The sequence below is a fragment of the Helicobacter pylori Shi112 genome, from assembly GCF_000277405.1.
GTDB lineage: Bacteria > Campylobacterota > Campylobacteria > Campylobacterales > Helicobacteraceae > Helicobacter > Helicobacter pylori_C.
This window is the reverse complement of record NC_017741.1, coordinates 901,597-918,873: the sequence shown is the minus strand read 5'-3', so window position 1 is coordinate 918,873 and position 17,277 is coordinate 901,597. Positions and strand designations below refer to the sequence as shown.

The window sequence follows — 17,277 nt, the reverse complement described above, 5'->3', positions numbered from 1 at the left end:
GATTGAATGCAAAATTACCAGAGCCATAGTATCAAGGTTTTAAAAGGCTTAGAGGGGGTTAGGAAACGCCCTGGAATGTATATTGGCGATACCAATGTGGGTGGGTTGCACCACATGGTGTATGAAGTCGTGGATAACGCTGTAGATGAGAGCATGGCGGGTTTTTGCGATACGATTAATATCACTTTGACTGATGAGGGTTCATGCATCGTGGAAGATAACGGGCGAGGCATTCCTGTAGATATTCACCCCACGGAAAAAATCCCCGCTTGCACCGTGGTTTTAACGATTTTGCATGCGGGGGGCAAGTTTGATAATGATACTTATAAAGTTTCAGGCGGTTTGCATGGCGTGGGCGTTTCGGTTGTGAACGCTTTGAGCAAACGCTTGATTATGACCATTAAAAAAGAGGGTCAAATCTATCGCCAGGAGTTTGAAAAGGGTATCCCCATTAGCGAGCTTGAAATCATTGGCAAAACCAAAAGCGCTAAAGAAAGCGGCACGACTATTGAATTTTTCCCTGATGAGAGCGTGATGGAAGTCGTTGAATTTCAAGCGGGCATTTTGCAAAAACGCTTCAAAGAAATGGCGTATCTTAACGACGGCTTAAAAATTTCTTTCAAAGAAGAAAAAACCCAGCTGCAAGAGACTTATTTCTATGAAGACGGCTTGAAACAATTCGTTAAAGACAGCGCTAAAAAAGAATTGCTCACCCCCGTTATTTCGTTTAAAAGCATGGATGAAGAAACGCGCACTTCTATAGAAGTCGCTCTAGCGTATGCTGATGATTACAACGAAAACACTTTAAGCTTTGTGAATAACATTAAAACTTCTGAGGGCGGCACGCATGAAGCGGGCTTTAAAATGGGTCTGTCTAAGGCGATTTTACAATATATTGATGGAAACATTAAGACAAGAGAATCCCGCCCCATCTCTGAAGACATTAAAGAGGGCTTGATTGCGGTTGTGAGCTTGAAAATGAGCGAGCCTTTATTTGAAGGGCAGACTAAATCCAAACTCGGTAGTTCGTATGCACGCGCGTTGGTTTCAAAATTAGTCTATGATAAAATCCATCAATTTTTAGAAGAAAACCCTAACGAAGCCAAAATCATTGCCAATAAAGCCCTTTTAGCCGCAAAAGCCAGAGAAGCCAGTAAGAAAGCCAGAGAGCTTACAAGGAAAAAAGATAATTTGAGTGTCGGCACTTTGCCTGGAAAATTAGCCGATTGCCAGAGTAAAGACCCCTTAGAGAGTGAAATCTTTTTAGTGGAGGGCGATAGTGCAGGCGGGAGCGCTAAACAAGGGCGCGATAGGGTTTTCCAAGCGATCTTGCCCTTAAAAGGTAAGATTTTAAATGTGGAAAAAAGCCATTTGTCAAAAATCCTAAAATCAGAAGAAATTAAAAACATGATCACGGCTTTTGGGTGTGGCATTCAAGAGAGTTTTGATATAGAAAGATTGCGCTATCATAAAATCATTATCATGACCGATGCTGATGTGGATGGGAGCCATATCCAAACCTTGCTGATGACTTTTTTCTATCGTTATTTGCGCCCGCTGATTGAACAAGGGCATGTTTATATCGCTCAAGCCCCTCTTTACAAATACAAGAAAGGCAAGACAGAAATCTATCTTAAAGACAGCGTCGCCTTGGATCATTTCTTAATTGAGCATGGCATCAATTCGGTGGATATTGAAGGGATTGGCAAGAACGATTTGATGAATTTGTTAAAAGTGGCGCGCCATTACCGCTACGCGCTTTTGGAATTAGAAAAACGCTACAATTTGCTAGAAATTTTACGCTTTTTGATTGAAACCAAGGACGCCTTAAGCTTTGATATGAAAATTTTAGAAAAAAGCATTTTGGAAAAATTAGAGGGCTTGAATTATCAGATCTTACGCTCTTTTGCTACTGAAGAAAGCTTGCATTTGCACGTGCAAACCCCTAAAGGCTTGGTGGAATTTAACCTAGATGACAATCTCTTTAAAGAAGTGTTGTTTGAAGAAGCGAATTACACTTACCAAAAACTTATGGAATATAATTTAGACTTCTTAGAAAATAAGGATATTTTGGCGTTTTTAGAAGAAGTGGAAAATCACGCTAAAAAGGGAGCGAATATCCAGCGCTATAAGGGGCTAGGCGAGATGAACCCCAATGATTTGTGGGAAACGACCATGCATAAAGAAAACCGCAGCTTAATCAAACTCAAAATTGAAGATTTAGAAAAAACCGATGCAGTCTTTTCGCTTTGCATGGGCGATGAGGTAGAGCCTAGAAGAGCCTTTATCCAAGCGCATGCTAAAGATGTGAAACAGCTAGATGTGTAAGGGTTTTTGATCAGAACCCCTAAACATTAAATAAGCGAGAGAGCGTGAATTTAGGGGCTTATTACACGCCTTGTTATTGAGCGTGAGGAAGCGCTAGGCGATCATGCCTTTTGATCGTAAGATACCCCTAGAGTATTCATCAGCGGGTTCATAGCCGCTTTCTAAAAGTCTGGTCGTGTATTGTTTGTTATAGATAAATGCAAATATAATTATATTAAATATATAACTTAAAAAAACTAGTAAAAATATCTCTATAAGTTCATCATCTGGAATTTTATCAATGTCTGGAAACATTCCATCAATGATGGTATCCACCACAACAAAATAACAGAAAAGGGAAATGAACATGACTATCGCCCATATTGCATCGCCTCTAATAATGGGCACCCAAAAGTTAAAAAATAAAGTCGTCCAAGAAAACCCAATAAACCCCTTTTTAATGAGATTACCTTTTTTCAAGTTGATAGTCGTAGCCACCATGTCTCCTTTTAATAATTTGTTACATTATACTAGAGAGAGAGAAATCAAGGGGTTTGATCAAAAAAGGCTTTATTTTGATTGAATGAAATTATCGCTTGCTCACACAAGCTCTTTGGTTACTAGATTGTAAAAAATACTAAAAAGCATTTTTTAAGAAACGCTTAAAATTTTTGGACTTTTAAGCCAAGCACACCATGACGATGCGTTAAAGATTTTAGAAAAGATACTTCAAAATTAACAATAATACGGATTGATTAAAAAGGGAATATTTAACGCTATAAGGCGAGATAAAACCATTTATGAGAAACCACCATGCACCAATAAAACGCGCTCCATAAAGCTATAAAAACAAGGCTAGGCTTTAAACTTGTATCGTTTTTCTTTAACGGCTTATGTTATACTAATAAAATACAGATTCGATTGAAGGCATTAAACAACTGCATGGTATTTTTTCATAAGAAAATTATTTTAAATTTTATCTATTCTTTAGTGGTTGCTTTTTTATCCCATGGGGTGTTTTTAAAAGCCGATGAAACGGCTAAAAAGCAAACTTTATTGGTGGGTGAAAGGCTTGTGTGGGATAAGCTTACGCTGTTAGGGTTTTTAGAAAAAAACCATATCCCTCAAAAACTCTACTACAACCTAAGCTCTCAAGATAAAGAATTGAGCGCTGAAATTCAAAGCAATGTTACCTACTACACCTTAAGAGATGAAAACAACACGCTCATTCAAGCCCTTATCCCTATAAGCCAGGATTTACAAATCCATATTTATAAAAAAGGGGAGGATTATTTTTTAGACTTTATCCCCATTATCTTCACTCGTAAAGAAAAAACCCTCCTTCTTTCTTTACAAACTTCGCCCTATCAAGATATTGTCAAAGCCACCAATGACCCCCTTTTAGCCAACCAATTGATGAACGCGTATAAAAAAAGCGTGCCTTTTAAACGCCTAGCAAAAAACGATAAAATCGCTATCGTTTATACAAGAGATTATCGTGTGGGGCAAGCGTTTGGCCAGCCGACTATCAAAATGGCAATGGTTAGCTCTCGCTCTAACCAATACTATCTTTTTTCCCATTCAAACGGGCGCTATTATGACTCAAAGGCGCAAGAAGTGGCAGGGTTTTTATTAGAAACCCCGGTGAAATACACCCGCATTTCTTCGCCTTTTTCGTATGGGAGGTACCACCCTATTTTAAAAGTCAGACGGCCTCATTACGGCGTGGATTATGTGGCTAAACATGGCAGTTTGATCCATTCTGCTTCAGACGGGCGTGTGGGTTTTATAGGGGTTAAGGTGGGGTATGGGAATGTGGTTGAAATCCATTTGAACGAATTGCGCTTGGTGTATGCTCACATGAGCGCGTTTGCTAAGGGGTTGAAAAAAGGATCATTCGTTAAAAAAGGGCAAATCATAGGAAAAGTGGGAAGCACCGGTTTAAGCACCGGGCCGCATTTGCATTTTGGCGTGTATAAAAACTCCCGCCCTATTAATCCTTTAGGCTATATCCGCACCGCTAAAAGCAAATTACACGGCAAGCAAAGAGAGGTTTTTTTAGAAAAAGCTCAGCATTCTAAGCAAAAATTAGAAGAACTTCTTAAAACCCATTCTTTTGAAAAAAATTCATTTTATCTTTTAGAGGGTTTTTAATGTCTTATTTTAAGAATGCTTTCAATCAAAAATCTTTAATAGATGATTCTAGTGTGTATTTAGAGCCTTGTTCTAGCTCTAATTTCATAGAATTAAAACGCATGCATTATAATGAAGAGAATACTAAGAAAACATGGGATATTATTAAGTCTTTAGACAGCGTGGCGGTTTTACTCTATGAAAAAGAATCCGATTGTTTTGTGATTGTGAAACAATTCCGCCCAGCCATTTATGCGCGCCATTTTCATTTTAAGTGTGATCAAGATCAAAATATTGACGGATACACTTATGAATTGTGCGCAGGGCTTGTGGATAAAGCTAATAAGAGTTTAGAAGAAATCGCTTGCGAAGAAGCGCTAGAAGAATGCGGTTATCAGATCAGCCCTAAAAATTTAGAAACCATAGGCCAATTTTATAGCGCAACCGGCTTGAGTGGGAGTTTGCAAACGCTCTATTACGCTGAAGTGTGCACGCATTTGAAAGTTTCAAAGGGTGGGGGGATTGATACAGAAAAGATTGAAGTGCTGTTTTTGAAGCGATCAAAAGCTCTTGATTTTATAATGGATTTTCAATACGCTAAAACCACCGGATTGTCTTTAGCCATTTTATGGCATTTAAAAAAGTTTAAAAATGTTTAAAAGGAATTGTATGTTAAGGCTTTTGATAGGACTTCTTTTAATGAGTTTTATAAGCTTGCAATCGGCCTCTTGGCAAGAACCCTTAAGAGTGAGTATAGAATTTGTGGATTTGCCTAAAAAAATCATTCGTTTTCCTGCTCATGATTTGCAAGTGGGGGAGTTTGGTTTTGTCGTTACTAAACTTTCAGATTATGAAATCGTTAATTCTGAAGTGGTTATTATTGCCGTTGAAAATGGCGTCGCAACGGCTAAATTCAGAGCGTTTGAGTCTATGAAACAAAGCCATTTGCCCACTCCAAGAATGGTCGCTAAAAAGGGGGATTTGGTCTATTTTAGGCAATTCAATAACCAAGCGTTTTTAATCGCTCCTAATGATGAAATCTATGAGAAAATCAGAGCGACTAACACCGATATTAATTTTATCAGTTCTGATTTGTTGGTGACTTTTTTGAACGGGTTTGACCCAAAAATCGCTAATTTAAGAAAAGCGTGCAATGTTTATAGCGTGGGGGTGATTTATATTGTAACCACGAACACGCTCAATATTTTAAGCTGTGAGAGTTTTGAAATTTTAGAAAAAAGAGATCTGGATACAAGCGGTGTTACTAAAACTTCTACGCCGTTTTTTTCTAGGGTTGAGGGCATTGATGCAGGCACGCTAGGGAAAGTTTTTTCAGGCAGTCAATCTAAAAATTACTTCGCTTACTATGACGCTTTAGTGAAGAAAGAAAAACGCAAAGAAGTAAGGATTAAAAAGAAAGAAGAAAAGGTTGATGCTAGAGAAATTAAACGAGAAATCAAGCAAGAGACCATTAAAGAGCCTAAAAAAGCCAATCAAGGCACAGAAAACGCTCCTACTTTAGAAGAGAAAAACTACCAAAAAGCAGAGCGCAAACTTGATGCTAAAGAAGAAAAACGCCGCTTGAAAGAAGAAAAGAAAAAAGCCAAAGCCGAACAAAGAGCGAGAGAATTTGAACAAAGAGCCAAAGAGCATCAAGAAAGAGATGAAAAAGAGCTTGAAGAGCGAAGAAAGGCTCTGGGCATGGATCAAGGCAATGAAAAAGTCAATGCCAAAGAAAATGATCAAGAAATCAAGCAAGAAGCCATTAAAGAGCCAAGTGACGAAAATAACGCTACCCAACAAGGCGAAAACAAACCAAATTCTAAAGAAGAAAAACGCCGCTTGAAAGATGAAAAGAAAAAAGCCAAAGCCGAACAAAGAGCGAGAGAATTTGAACAAAGAGCCAAAGAGCATCAAGAAAGAGATGAAAAAGAGCTTGAAGAGCGAAGAAAGGCGCTAGAAGCGGGTAAAAAATAACATGTTAGAGAAACAACACATCCAATATTTTAAGAACCTAGTGGGGGGAGAGGATTTTTTCACTGATTTAATGCATTTGAACGCTTATTGCTATGACGCTACCAAAGAAAGGCATTTGCCTAGCGGTGTGATTTTCCCTAAAAACGAGCAAGAAATCAGCCAGATCTTAAAATATTGCAACGAGCATCGCATCATCGTTGTGCCTAGGGGGGCTGGGAGCGGTTTTACCGGGGGGGGCGTTGAGCGTGAGCGGAGGGCTAGTTTTAAGCGTGGAAAAGCATTTGGATAAGATTTTAGAGATTGACACTAAAAATTTAATCGCTAGAGTAGAACCGGGCGTGATCAACAAGCATTTCCAAAACGAAGTGGAAAAATTAAATTTATTCTACCCCCCAGATCCAGCGAGTGAGAATCAAAGCACTTTAGGGGGGAATGTCGCTGAAAACGCCGGTGGCATGCGCGCGACTAAATACGGCATCACGAAAGATTATGTCATGGCTTTAAGAGTGGTTTTAGCGAATGGTGAAATCATAAGGGCAGGCAAAAAAACGATCAAAGATGTCGCCGGTTTTAATGTTGCAGGGCTGATGATTGCTAGTGAGGGGTGCTTGGGCGTGATTTCTGAAATCACTTTAAAGCTTTTAGCCAAACCACCCTTAAAACAAAGCGCGATGGGGGTTTTTAACCATATTGAAGACGCCATGAACGCCGTTTATAAGACAATGAGCAGCGGCGTTACGCCTGTGGCGATGGAATTTTTGGATAATTTGAGTATCAAAGCGGTTGAAGAACGATTTTCTAAAGGCTTACCCAAAGACGCTGGAGCGATACTCATCACTCAAGTGGATGGCGTGGTAAAAGAGCAGATTGCATGGCAACTCAATGAGATAGAAAAGCATTTTAAAGCCAATGGTTGCGTGGGTTTTAAGATCGCTCAAAACGAACAAGAAGAGCAGGATTTATGGTTTTCAAGGCGTAACGCTTCTCAAAGTATTAGCGTTTATGGTAAAAAGAAATTGAATGAAGATGTGACCGTTCCTAGGGCGAGTTTGCCGAGTTTATTGCAAGAAGTCGCTAAAATAAGCCAAAAATACGGCTTTAAAATCCCTTGCTTTGGGCATACGGGCGATGGCAATGTGCATGTGAATATCATGCTAGAAGATCCTAATAGGGATTTAGAAAAAGGGCATCAGGCTATGGAAGAGATTTTTCAGGCCGCTATCAGTTTGGAGGGGACTTTAAGCGGGGAGCATGGCATAGGCTTGTCTAAAGCCAAATTCATGCCTTTAGCGTTCAATCATAGTGAAATGGATCTTTTTAGGAATATTAAAAAAGCCCTTGATCCTAATAATATTTTAAACCCTTTTAAAATGGGGTTGTAAGATTTAAAAGCAAGGAAAGCGCATGAAAATCGGTGTTTATGGAGCGAGCGGTCGTATAGGAAAACTGCTTTTAGAAGAATTAAAAGGGGGGTATAAGGGATTAGAGCTATCTAGCGTGTTTGTCAGGCAAAAATGCGAAACGGATTTCAGCTCTTTTTCGCACGCCCCTTTAGTAACCAATGATTTAAAAGCGTTTGTGAGGGCTTGCGAATGCGTGATTGATTTTTCTTTACCTAAAGGCGTGGATAATTTGCTAGAGGCTCTTTTAGAATGCCCTAAAATTTTAGTTTCTGGAACGACCGGTTTAGAAAAAGAAACGCTAGAAAAAATGCAACAATTAGCCTTGAAAGCGCCGCTTTTGCATGCGCACAACATGTCTTTAGGGATCATGATGCTCAATCAATTAGCCTTTTTAACTTCTTTGAAATTAAAAGATGCGGATATTGAAATTGTAGAAACGCACCACAATCTCAAAAAAGACGCTCCGAGCGGCACTGCGTTGAGTTTGTATGAAACTTGTGCTAAGGCTAGGGGGTATGATGAAAAAAACGCTCTTACCACTCACAGAGAAGGTTTGCGCTCTAAAGAAAGCATTGGCATAGCCGCTTTAAGAGGGGGCGATGTTGCCGGGAAGCACACGATAGGGTTTTATTTGGAGGGCGAATACATAGAGCTTAGCCATACGGCGACTAACCGATCTATTTTTGCTAAAGGGGCTTTAGAAGTGGCTCTATGGCTTAAAGATAAAGCCGCTAAAAAATATGAAATCAACGAGATGTTTGGTTGAATGTTTTTAATTCTTTTTTGTATTGGAAGAATTTATTTTATAAGGATTAATCTTGCCTTGTGTGATTAGTAACACAAGGCTAGTACGCTAAGACCTTATAATCTTAATTCAAGGAGCCTAACTAAAACAAAATGAACAATTTCAGTTAGGGCTTTATTATAGCAAAAATTATCAAGGATTACAAAGAGTAGCGTTTTTGGTTTGGATGTAGAGCGTTATTGTGATTGTTTTGAGTTCCATTTACTTTTTATTTGATAATAATTCTTATTATCCTAGATAAATAATTTAAAATATTTAAGTTATTAAAAAATTCTAAAATAAAAGGATATAAAATGAAAACAAATAGCGTGTTCATTGGAGCGTCTTTACTTGGCGGTTGTGCTTGCGTTGAGACTCGCTTTGAGGCTTTGCGTGTTGCTTGTGTTAAAAACGCTATTATAGAGAAAGAAATGCGCTACACGCCTAAAGACTTTGATAGCCCTTATTTTAAGCAATCAAACTAATGTTGGGTTTTAGAGGAGTTTAGTTGGGGGTTTTAGGGGGTGTTATTTCAAACGCTCTCTATCCCCTTAAAAAATGGGTTTTACATAAAAATAAAGTTAAAAACCCCATTTTTAAAGATTAAAAAGCGTCAAGTAAGACTTATCCAAAAAAATAAAGAAAATAAATTTTTTCAAACCCCATTTTTAAGAACGAGACACTTTTGCCCTGTTCTAAATTTTTAAAAGGGGATTATTGATCCGCTCATTGTTTTAGCATGAATAAGTGGTGATAAATTCAAAAGGATGGGGTTTGCTCTCCCATGGGAACACTTCAGCGTTGAATTTAAGAGACTGATAGGCTTGAATAAATTCTTCGCTAAAGACCTGACCTTCTTTTAAATACTGCTTATCGGCTAGCATTTCTTCTAACGAACTCCTTAAAGTGTGGGGCATTTGTTTGATGCCCTTTTCTCTGATTTCATCTAAAGTCAATTTGAAAAGGTTAATATCCATCGCTTCGCCGGGATCGATCTTGTTTTTAACGCCATCCATGCCCGCCATTAAAATCGCTGAAAAAGCCAAGTAGGGGTTTGATGAGCTATCAGGAAACCTGAATTCAAACCTCGTGCTGTTTTTAGAAATCCCATAAGGGATACGCACGCTCGCGCTCCTGTTATTAGCCGAATAGGTTAAAATAGATGGGGCTTCATAGCCAGGAATTAGGCGTTTATAAGAATTAGTGGAAGCGTTAGTGAAAGCGGCTAACCCTCTAGCGTGGCGCAACACACCCCCTAAAAAATGCAACGCCAACTCGCTCAAGCCCTTGTAAGTTTCGCCGCTAAAAAGGTTTTCGTTGTTTTTCCAAACACTCACATGGGTGTGCATCCCGCTCCCGTTATCCCCATATAAAGGTTTTGGCATGAAAGTGGCGGTTTTGCCGTTTAAATGAGCGACCATTTTAACCACATATTTGAGTTTTTGGACATTGTCAGCGGCTTCCACTAAATCCCCAAATTTCACGCCCACTTCGCCTTGCGCTTGCGCGACTTCATGATGGACGACAAAAGTTTCTAACCCCACTTGGTTTAAGACTTTCACAATTTCTGTGCGAATATCCATCATCGTATCCGTTGGCGGCACAGGCATATAGCCCCCTTGTTTGCCCGGTCTATGCCCAAAATTCACGCCATTTTCAAAGCTCTTATCCCTATTCCATTCGCCCTCTTCGCTATCCACTTCGTAGTATTGGGAATTGGAAGCGTCTTTAATCTTAATGGAATCAAAGATGAAAAATTCGTTCTCTGCACCAAAATAAGCCACATCGCCCAAACCTGAATCTTTTAAATGCTGTAAGGCTTTTTTAGCGATACTTCTAGGGCATTTCTCATAAGGCTGGTTTTTATACACATCATACACATCGCAAAACACGACCACGCTCACATCCGCGCTAAAAGGGTCAATGAAATAACGCACCAAATCAGGGGTTAAAATCATATCGGAGTGTTCAATGCCTTGCCAGCCTTTAAAACAACTCGCATCAAAAGGAATCCCCTCTTTAAACATGCCATGCGTTAAAGCCCCAAAAGAATAAGCGATGTGATTCCAAGTGCCTTTAATATCGCTGAATCTAAAATCCACAAATTCCACTTCATTTTCTTTGCAAAATTCAAAAAACTCTTTGATCTTGCTTTCACTATTTTGAGTTCTTACTACCATTAACCACCTTTAATTGTTATAAATTGAGTTTGATTGATAGGGGTGATTATAGCATTTATGGGGTAAAAAAGTGAAATCTGCATCAAGTTTTATTAAGATGCATGAGGTAAAATCCGCTAAATCAAGGAGTGTTATTTATGAAAGCAGAGGCAACCCCGCTATTAACATTTATTAAAGACAATCAAAAGAATCAATTGGTCATTCCCATCTATCAGAGAGTGTATAGTTGGGAAAAGGAACAATGCGAGCAGTTATGGGATGATATTATAAAAATTGGTGGAGATAATAAGATGGACGGGCATTTTATCGGTTCTATTTTGTATGTGCTAGATGGCATTAAGCACTCTGACAATCCATTACTCATCATTGACGGCCAACAAAGGCTTACCACTATCACGCTTTTACTCATCGCTTTGAGAGATCATTGGAGCGATAAGCGTAAAGAAATAGAGGACCACTATCTTATCAACAGCGATAAGGACGGCGATAAGAAATTCAGACTCATCCTCTCAGACTCTGATAAAGATACCTTGCTCTATTTGATTGATAAAGACAGAAGAGAACCGAGCGAGATCTCATCAAAAATAGTGCAAAATTTTGAATTATTTGAAAAATGGATCAGTAAAAACACCAACGAGCTAGAAACGATTTTTAAAGGATTAGAAAAGCTTATGATAGTTGAAATTGCTTTAGAAAAAGGAAAAGATGATCCTCAACTTATCTTTGAGAGCATGAACTCAAAAGGTATGGAACTTGCGCAAACGGATTTGATCAGAAACCATATCGTAATGGAAACAGAGATTGAAAAGCGAGAACGCTTTTATAATAAATACTGGAGGGCTATGGAGAAGGAACTTAAACAAAATGAAAAATTGTTTAATCAGTTTGTCCGGCATTATCTCACGATCAAAACAAGAGAAATCCCTAATATCAAGAAGGTTTATGTAGCTTTCAAGGATTACCAGCAAAAAGAGGGGATAGGAGTAGAGGATTTATTAAAAGATTTACAAAAATATTGCGGGTATTTTTGCCAGATCGTATTCAAAAAAGAAGCCGATAAGGATTTAAACAAGGCTTTAGGTTTTTTGGTGGATTTAGAGATGGATGTGATTTATCCGCCATTATTAGAGCTTTATAGCGATTATAGCGATGGGGTTTTATCCAAGGCTGATTTTATCCGTAGCATCGCTTTGATAGAGAGCTATATTTGCAGAAGGGCGGTGTGCGGGCTTGGCACAAATAGTCTCAATAAAGTCTTTCCCTCTTTTACAAAGCACATTCAAAAAGATGAATATTTTGAAAGCCTAAAGGCGCATTTTGGTTATCTGACAGAAAAACAAAGATTTCCAAACAACGACGAGTTTAAAGATTGTTTTATTACGACAGATTTTTATAAGTTTCAAAAAAATAGATACTTTTTTGAAAGGCTAGAAAATTTTGACAGAAAAGAGCGAGTCTATACCCATGAATACACTATTGAGCACATCATGCCTCAAACACTCACGGAACAATGGGAAAAGGATTTGGGTGAAAATTTTCAAAAGATACACAAAAAATACCTCCACACAATAGGCAATCTCACTCTGACAGGCTATAACCCTACATACAGCAACAAACCTTTCCAAGAAAAACGAGACATGGAAAAAGGCTTCAAGGATAGCCCATTAAGGCTCAATCAAGGTTTGAGGGATTTAGAATCTTTTGGCGAAGAAGAGATTAAAAAAAGAGCTAATGACTTAGCGGATTTGGCTTTAAAGATTTGGACTTATCCAAATCTAGATGCAGAAACGCTAGAGAAATATAAACCCAAGAAAGACAAGAAAGAAAAAAAGGTTTATGATTTAAACTCTTATAAATTTGGCTCTCGTTCAAGGGAATTATTTGATATTTTAAGCAAAGAGATTAAAGCTCTTGATGAAAAGATTGTTGAAAAATTTAATCAAGATTATATCTCTTATGAGTTTGGCAAAAATTTTGTGGCTATTAAACCGCTAAAAAAAGGATTAAACCTGTATTTAAATATGAAATTCAATGAATTGCAAGATGAAAAAAATCTGGCAAGGGATAAGACCGGTACAGGTAATCCAGCGAATTGGAACATAGAAATCAAGCTAGAAACAAAAGAGGATATCCCTTATTGTTTGGGGTTAATCAAACAGGCTTTAGAAAAACAGATGGGTGGTAGGAACAGGCAATAAAAACCCAACTTATTAAAATAAAGAGTATAATTACAAATTACTTAAAACTTAAAGGGGATATAATGAAGGTTCTATTACTAGAAGATGTGAAAAATTTAGGCAAAGCGGGTGAAGTGTGTGAGGTTAAAGATGGCTATGGGAATAACTTTTTAATCGCTAACAAAAAAGCCAAACTCGCCACTAACGAAGTGATCAACAAATACAAAGCCGAAGTTAAAAAGAAAGCTGAAAAAGAAGCCCTAGAAAAGGTGCAAAAATTGCAAATGGTAGAAACCTTACAAACCATCACGCTGACCATCCATAAAAAAGTCGGCGCGAATGGCTCTTTATTTGGAGCGATCACTAAAGAAGAGATTACGGAGCGTTTGAAAGAACAGCATGCGAGTTTAGATTTGGATAAAAAAGACATTGAACTCAAACACCCGATTAAAAGCACAGGGATTTATGAGATTGAAGTCAAGCTTGGATTTGGGGTTGTGGGCGCGTTTAAAATTGATGTGGTGGCTGAGTAGAAAATGTTTGAAGCGACGACGATTCTAGGCTATAGAGGGGAAATGGGGGGTAAGAAGTTCGCGCTCATTGGAGGCGATGGGCAGGTAACTTTGGGGAATTGCGTAGTCAAAGCCAATGCGACAAAAATCAGAAGCTTGTATCACAACCAGGTTTTAAGCGGGTTTGCTGGGAGCACTGCGGACGCTTTTAGTTTGTTTGATATGTTTGAGCGCATTTTAGAGAGCAAAAAAGGGGATTTGTTTAAAAGCGTGGTGGATTTCAGCAAAGAATGGCGCAAGGACAAGTATTTACGCCGACTGGAAGCGATGATGATCGTTTTAAATTTGGATCACATTTTCATTTTGAGCGGTACGGGCGATGTTTTAGAAGCCGAAGACAATAAGATCGCTGCCATTGGGAGTGGGGGGAATTTTGCCTTAAGCGCGGCTAGGGCTTTAGATAATTTCGCTCATTTAGAGCCTAGAAAACTTGTAGAAGAGTCCTTAAAAATCGCAGGGGATCTTTGCATTTACACCAACACGAATATTAAAATTTTGGAGCTTTAATGTCTGAATTGAATATGACCCCAAGAGAAATTGTCGCTTATTTAGATGAATACATTATTGGGCAAAAGGAAGCTAAAAAATCTATCGCTATCGCTTTTAGGAATCGTTACAGGCGTTTGCAGCTGGAAAAATCCTTACAAGAAGAAATCACGCCTAAAAACATTTTAATGATTGGATCTACTGGCGTGGGTAAAACTGAAATCGCTAGAAGAATAGCAAAAATCATGAAACTCCCCTTTGTGAAAGTGGAAGCGAGCAAATACACAGAAGTGGGTTTTGTGGGGCGCGATGTGGAGTCTATGGTAAGGGATTTAGTCAATAACAGCGTGCTTTTAGTGGAAAATGAGCATAAAGAAAAACTAAAAGACAAGATTGAAGAAGCGGTTATAGAAAAAATCGCTAAAAAACTCCTACCCCCCTTGCCTAATGGGGTGAGCGAAGAAAAAAAACAAGAATACGCTAACAGCCTTTTGAAAATGCAACAAAGAATCGCGCAAGGCGAGTTGGATAGCCGAGAAATTGAAATTGAAGTGCGTAAAAAAAGCATAGAGATCGATTCTAATGTGCCGCCTGAAATTTTAAGGGTTCAAGAAAATGTGATTAAGTTTTTCCATAAAGAACAGGATAAAGTCAAAAAAACTTTAAGCGTTAAAGAGGCTAAAGAAGCCCTAAAGGCAGAAATTAGCGACACGCTTTTAGATGGCGAAGCCATTAAAATGGAAGGCTTGAAGCGCGCGGAAAGTTCAGGGGTGATCTTTATTGATGAAATTGATAAGATCGCTGTAAGCTCTAAAGAAGGAGGCCGTCAAGATCCTAGTAAAGAGGGGGTTCAAAGGGATTTGTTGCCGATTGTAGAGGGGAGTGTGGTGAATACGAAGTATGGTCCTATTAAAACAGAGCATATTTTATTCATTGCAGCAGGGGCTTTTCATCTTTCTAAGCCAAGCGATCTCATCCCTGAATTGCAAGGGCGTTTCCCTTTAAGGGTGGAGTTAGAGAGTTTAACCGAAGAAATCATGTATATGATTTTAACCCAAACTAAAACCTCTATCATCAAGCAATACCAAGCCCTTTTAAAAGTGGAAGGCGTAGGAATTGTGTTTGAAGACAATGCGATCAAAGAGTTAGCCAAACTTTCTTATAACGCCAATCAAAAAAGCGAAGATATAGGCGCTAGAAGGTTGCACACCACCATTGAAAAAGTGCTAGAAGACATTAGTTTTGAAGCGGAGGATTATTCTGGGCAAAAGGTTACTATCACTAAAGAGTTGGTCCAATCAAAGCTAGGGGATTTAGTGGCTGATGAAAATTTGGTGAAGTATATTTTATAATGAAAACTAAGGCGGGCTTTGTAGCTCTTATAGGCAAACCAAACGCTGGAAAAAGCACTCTTTTAAACACTTTATTAAACGCTCATTTAGCCCTCGTTTCGCATAAGGCTAATGCGACAAGAAAATTAATGAAATGCATCGTGCCTTTTAAAGATAAAGAGGGGTATGAGAGCCAGATCATTTTTTTAGACACGCCAGGGCTTCATCATCAAGAAAAATTACTCAACCAATGCATGCTCTCACAGGCTTTAAAAGCGATGGGCGATGCCGAGTTGTGCGTTTTTTTAGCTTCTGTGCATGATGATTTAAAAGGCTATGAAGAGTTTTTGAGTTTGTGCCAAAAACCCCATATCTTGGCTGTGAGTAAGATTGACACCGCCACGCATAAGCAGGTTTTGCAAAAATTGCAAGAGTATCAACAACACGCTTCGCAATTTTTAGCTCTCGTGCCTTTGAGCGCGAAAAAATCTCAAAATTTAAACGCGCTTTTAGAATGCATCAGTAAGCATTTAAGCCCTAGCGCATGGCTTTTTGAAAAGGATTTGATGAGCGATGAAAAAATGCGCGATATTTATAAGGAAATCATTAGGGAGAGTTTGTTTGATTTTTTGAGCGATGAAATCCCTTATGAAAGCGATGTGATGATTGATAAATTTATAGAAGAAGAACGCATAGACAAGGTGTATGCGCATATTATCGTAGAAAAAGAAAGCCAAAAAAAAATCGTGATAGGCAAAAACGGGGTGAATATCAAACGCATCGGGACTAACGCGCGATTGAAAATGCAAGAAGTGGGCGAAAAAAAGGTTTTTTTAAACTTGCAAGTGATCGCTCAAAAATCATGGAGCAAGGAAGAAAAGAGCTTGCAAAAACTGGGCTATATCCATAAAAGGGGTATGGATTGAAAAAAATATTACCGGCTCTGTTAATGGGGTTTGTGGGATTGAATGCTGATGAGCGTTTGTTAGAAATTATGCGTCTTTATCAAAAACAAGGCTTGGAAGTGGTGGGTCAAAAGCTGGATTCTTACTTATCGGATAAATCTTTTTGGTTAGAAGAGCTTCAAAATAAGGACACGGATTTTGGCTATTATCAAAACAAGCAGTTTTTATTTGTGGCGGATAAATCCAAGCCTAGTTTAGAGTTTTATGAAATAGAAAGCAACATGCTTAAAAAAATCAACAGCTCTAAAGCCCTTGTAGGCTCTAAAAAGGGCGATAAAACTTTAGAGGGCGATTTGGCCACGCCTATTGGGGTGTATCGTATCACGCAGAAATTAGAGCGCTTGGATCAATATTATGGCGTTTTAGCTTTTGTAACGAATTACCCTAATTTGTATGACACCTTGAAAAAACGCACCGGGCATGGCATTTGGGTGCATGGAATGCCTTTAAATGGCGATCGGAATGAATTGAACACCAAAGGCTGCATTGCGATTGAAAACCCGCTTTTAAGCTCTTATGATAAAGCGTTAAAAGGCGAAAAAGCGTTCCTTATCACCTATGAAGACAAGTTTTTCCCCAGCACTAAAGAAGAATTAAGCATGGTTTTAAGCTCCCTTTTTCAATGGAAAGAAGCCTGGGCTAGGGGCGATTTTGAACGCTACATGCGTTTTTATAACCCCAATTTCACTCGCTATGACGGCATGAAATTCAACGCTTTTAAAGAGTATAAAAAAAGGGTGTTTGCGAAAAACGAAAAAAAGAATATCGCTTTTTCTTCTATTAGCGTGATCCCTTACCCCAACTCCCAGAACAAACGCTTGTTTTATGTGGTGTTTGACCAAGATTACAAAGCTTATCAGCAAAACAAACTCTCTTATAGCTCTAATTCTCAAAAAGAACTCTATGTAGAGATTGAAAACAATCAAGTTTCTATTATAATGGAAAAATAGGGCTTTGTTTTA

The 17,277-nt window shown here is 38.6% G+C and carries 14 protein-coding genes and 2 pseudogenes; 14 read left to right on the top strand and 2 right to left on the bottom strand.

Annotated elements, in window-relative coordinates; all coding sequences use genetic code 11:
* The first annotated feature begins 6 nt into the window (after positions 1 to 6).
* The gene (gyrB, locus tag HPSH112_RS04420; RefSeq protein ID WP_001182005.1) at positions 7 to 2,328 is read left to right on the top strand and encodes a DNA topoisomerase (ATP-hydrolyzing) subunit B; all 2,322 of its coding nucleotides are present in this window, start codon (positions 7 to 9) and stop codon (positions 2,326 to 2,328) included.
* A 93-nt stretch (positions 2,329 to 2,421) separates the two neighbouring features.
* Here the strand turns inward: gyrB and HPSH112_RS04415 are convergent, their stop codons facing one another.
* Positions 2,422 to 2,808 carry a hypothetical protein gene (locus HPSH112_RS04415; protein WP_000226672.1) on the bottom strand — a complete coding sequence of 129 codons (387 nt, stop codon included), beginning with the start codon at positions 2,806 to 2,808 and terminating at the stop codon, positions 2,422 to 2,424.
* 154 nt (positions 2,809 to 2,962) lie between these two features.
* On the opposite strand from HPSH112_RS04415, the pseudogene HPSH112_RS08490 reads away from it, so the two are divergent.
* The 7 genes and pseudogenes from HPSH112_RS08490 to HPSH112_RS04385 form a co-directional block, all read left to right on the top strand.
* Positions 2,963 to 3,046, top strand: a pseudogene (locus tag HPSH112_RS08490) (R.Pab1 family restriction endonuclease); the annotation flags it as partial.
* 203 nt (positions 3,047 to 3,249) lie between these two features.
* Positions 3,250 to 4,461: a peptidoglycan DD-metalloendopeptidase Csd3 gene (csd3, locus tag HPSH112_RS04410; protein ID WP_000231098.1), complete on the top strand. Its 1,212-nt coding sequence runs from the start codon at positions 3,250 to 3,252 to the stop codon at positions 4,459 to 4,461.
* The gene (locus tag HPSH112_RS04405; RefSeq protein ID WP_000119944.1) at positions 4,461 to 5,099 is read left to right on the top strand and encodes a hypothetical protein; all 639 of its coding nucleotides are present in this window, start codon (positions 4,461 to 4,463) and stop codon (positions 5,097 to 5,099) included. Before csd3 ends, HPSH112_RS04405 begins: the two co-directional genes overlap by 1 nt.
* Before the next feature lie 10 nt (positions 5,100 to 5,109).
* Complete coding sequence (pgbA, locus tag HPSH112_RS04400; RefSeq protein ID WP_000945107.1) at positions 5,110 to 6,417, top strand: plasminogen-binding protein PgbA; 1,308 nt, start codon at positions 5,110 to 5,112, stop codon at positions 6,415 to 6,417.
* A gap of 1 nt (position 6,418) precedes the next feature.
* Positions 6,419 to 7,799, top strand: a pseudogene (gene glcD / locus HPSH112_RS04395) (glycolate oxidase subunit GlcD).
* A gap of 22 nt (positions 7,800 to 7,821) precedes the next feature.
* A complete protein-coding gene (gene dapB, locus HPSH112_RS04390; protein ID WP_000690529.1) occupies positions 7,822 to 8,586 on the top strand; it encodes a 4-hydroxy-tetrahydrodipicolinate reductase in 765 nt (254 codons plus the stop codon).
* Positions 8,587 to 8,918: 332 nt separating this feature from the next.
* Positions 8,919 to 9,089 carry a hypothetical protein gene (locus tag HPSH112_RS04385; protein WP_000856366.1) on the top strand — a complete coding sequence of 57 codons (171 nt, stop codon included), beginning with the start codon at positions 8,919 to 8,921 and terminating at the stop codon, positions 9,087 to 9,089.
* A gap of 249 nt (positions 9,090 to 9,338) precedes the next feature.
* Here HPSH112_RS04385 and glnA read toward each other — a convergent pair whose 3' ends face one another.
* Positions 9,339 to 10,784 (bottom strand): type I glutamate--ammonia ligase, encoded by a 1,446-nt coding sequence (glnA, locus tag HPSH112_RS04380; protein WP_000261539.1) that lies wholly within the window; start codon positions 10,782 to 10,784, stop codon positions 9,339 to 9,341.
* Between the two features lie 137 nt (positions 10,785 to 10,921).
* On the opposite strand from glnA, the gene HPSH112_RS04375 reads away from it, so the two are divergent.
* From HPSH112_RS04375 to csd6, 6 genes are all read left to right on the top strand, one after another.
* Positions 10,922 to 12,982 carry a DUF262 and DUF1524 domain-containing protein gene (locus tag HPSH112_RS04375; protein ID WP_000642595.1) on the top strand — a complete coding sequence of 687 codons (2,061 nt, stop codon included), beginning with the start codon at positions 10,922 to 10,924 and terminating at the stop codon, positions 12,980 to 12,982.
* Positions 12,983 to 13,044: 62 nt separating this feature from the next.
* A complete protein-coding gene (gene rplI / locus HPSH112_RS04370; RefSeq protein ID WP_000866279.1) occupies positions 13,045 to 13,494 on the top strand; it encodes a 50S ribosomal protein L9 in 450 nt (149 codons plus the stop codon).
* Positions 13,495 to 13,497: 3 nt separating this feature from the next.
* Entirely contained in the window at positions 13,498 to 14,040 is a 543-nt protein-coding gene (hslV, locus tag HPSH112_RS04365; protein ID WP_000461049.1) for an ATP-dependent protease subunit HslV, read from the top strand.
* Positions 14,040 to 15,371 carry an HslU--HslV peptidase ATPase subunit gene (gene hslU / locus HPSH112_RS04360; RefSeq protein WP_001292863.1) on the top strand — a complete coding sequence of 444 codons (1,332 nt, stop codon included), beginning with the start codon at positions 14,040 to 14,042 and terminating at the stop codon, positions 15,369 to 15,371. Before hslV ends, hslU begins: the two co-directional genes overlap by 1 nt.
* Positions 15,371 to 16,276, top strand: coding sequence for a GTPase Era (era, locus tag HPSH112_RS04355; protein ID WP_000849819.1), 906 nt, complete (start codon positions 15,371 to 15,373; stop codon positions 16,274 to 16,276). Before hslU ends, era begins: the two co-directional genes overlap by 1 nt.
* Positions 16,273 to 17,265 carry a cell shape-determining L,D-carboxypeptidase Csd6 gene (csd6, locus tag HPSH112_RS04350; protein ID WP_000722726.1) on the top strand — a complete coding sequence of 331 codons (993 nt, stop codon included), beginning with the start codon at positions 16,273 to 16,275 and terminating at the stop codon, positions 17,263 to 17,265. The genes era and csd6 overlap by 4 nt, the downstream gene beginning before the upstream one ends.
* The last annotated feature ends 12 nt before the right edge of the window (positions 17,266 to 17,277 follow it).

Coding starts and splice junctions, on each gene's coding strand:
- HPSH112_RS04375 (WP_000642595.1), top strand. CDS start 10,922: ATGAAAGCAGAGGCAACCCCGCTATTAACATTTATTAAAGACAATCAA.
- hslU (WP_001292863.1), top strand. CDS start 14,040: ATGTCTGAATTGAATATGACCCCAAGAGAAATTGTCGCTTATTTAGAT.
- HPSH112_RS04405 (WP_000119944.1), top strand. CDS start 4,461: ATGTCTTATTTTAAGAATGCTTTCAATCAAAAATCTTTAATAGATGAT.
- glnA (WP_000261539.1), bottom strand. CDS start 10,784: ATGGTAGTAAGAACTCAAAATAGTGAAAGCAAGATCAAAGAGTTTTTT.
- HPSH112_RS04385 (WP_000856366.1), top strand. CDS start 8,919: ATGAAAACAAATAGCGTGTTCATTGGAGCGTCTTTACTTGGCGGTTGT.
- pgbA (WP_000945107.1), top strand. CDS start 5,110: ATGTTAAGGCTTTTGATAGGACTTCTTTTAATGAGTTTTATAAGCTTG.
- era (WP_000849819.1), top strand. CDS start 15,371: ATGAAAACTAAGGCGGGCTTTGTAGCTCTTATAGGCAAACCAAACGCT.
- HPSH112_RS04415 (WP_000226672.1), bottom strand. CDS start 2,808: ATGGTGGCTACGACTATCAACTTGAAAAAAGGTAATCTCATTAAAAAG.
- csd3 (WP_000231098.1), top strand. CDS start 3,250: ATGGTATTTTTTCATAAGAAAATTATTTTAAATTTTATCTATTCTTTA.
- gyrB (WP_001182005.1), top strand. CDS start 7: ATGCAAAATTACCAGAGCCATAGTATCAAGGTTTTAAAAGGCTTAGAG.
- dapB (WP_000690529.1), top strand. CDS start 7,822: ATGAAAATCGGTGTTTATGGAGCGAGCGGTCGTATAGGAAAACTGCTT.
- hslV (WP_000461049.1), top strand. CDS start 13,498: ATGTTTGAAGCGACGACGATTCTAGGCTATAGAGGGGAAATGGGGGGT.
- rplI (WP_000866279.1), top strand. CDS start 13,045: ATGAAGGTTCTATTACTAGAAGATGTGAAAAATTTAGGCAAAGCGGGT.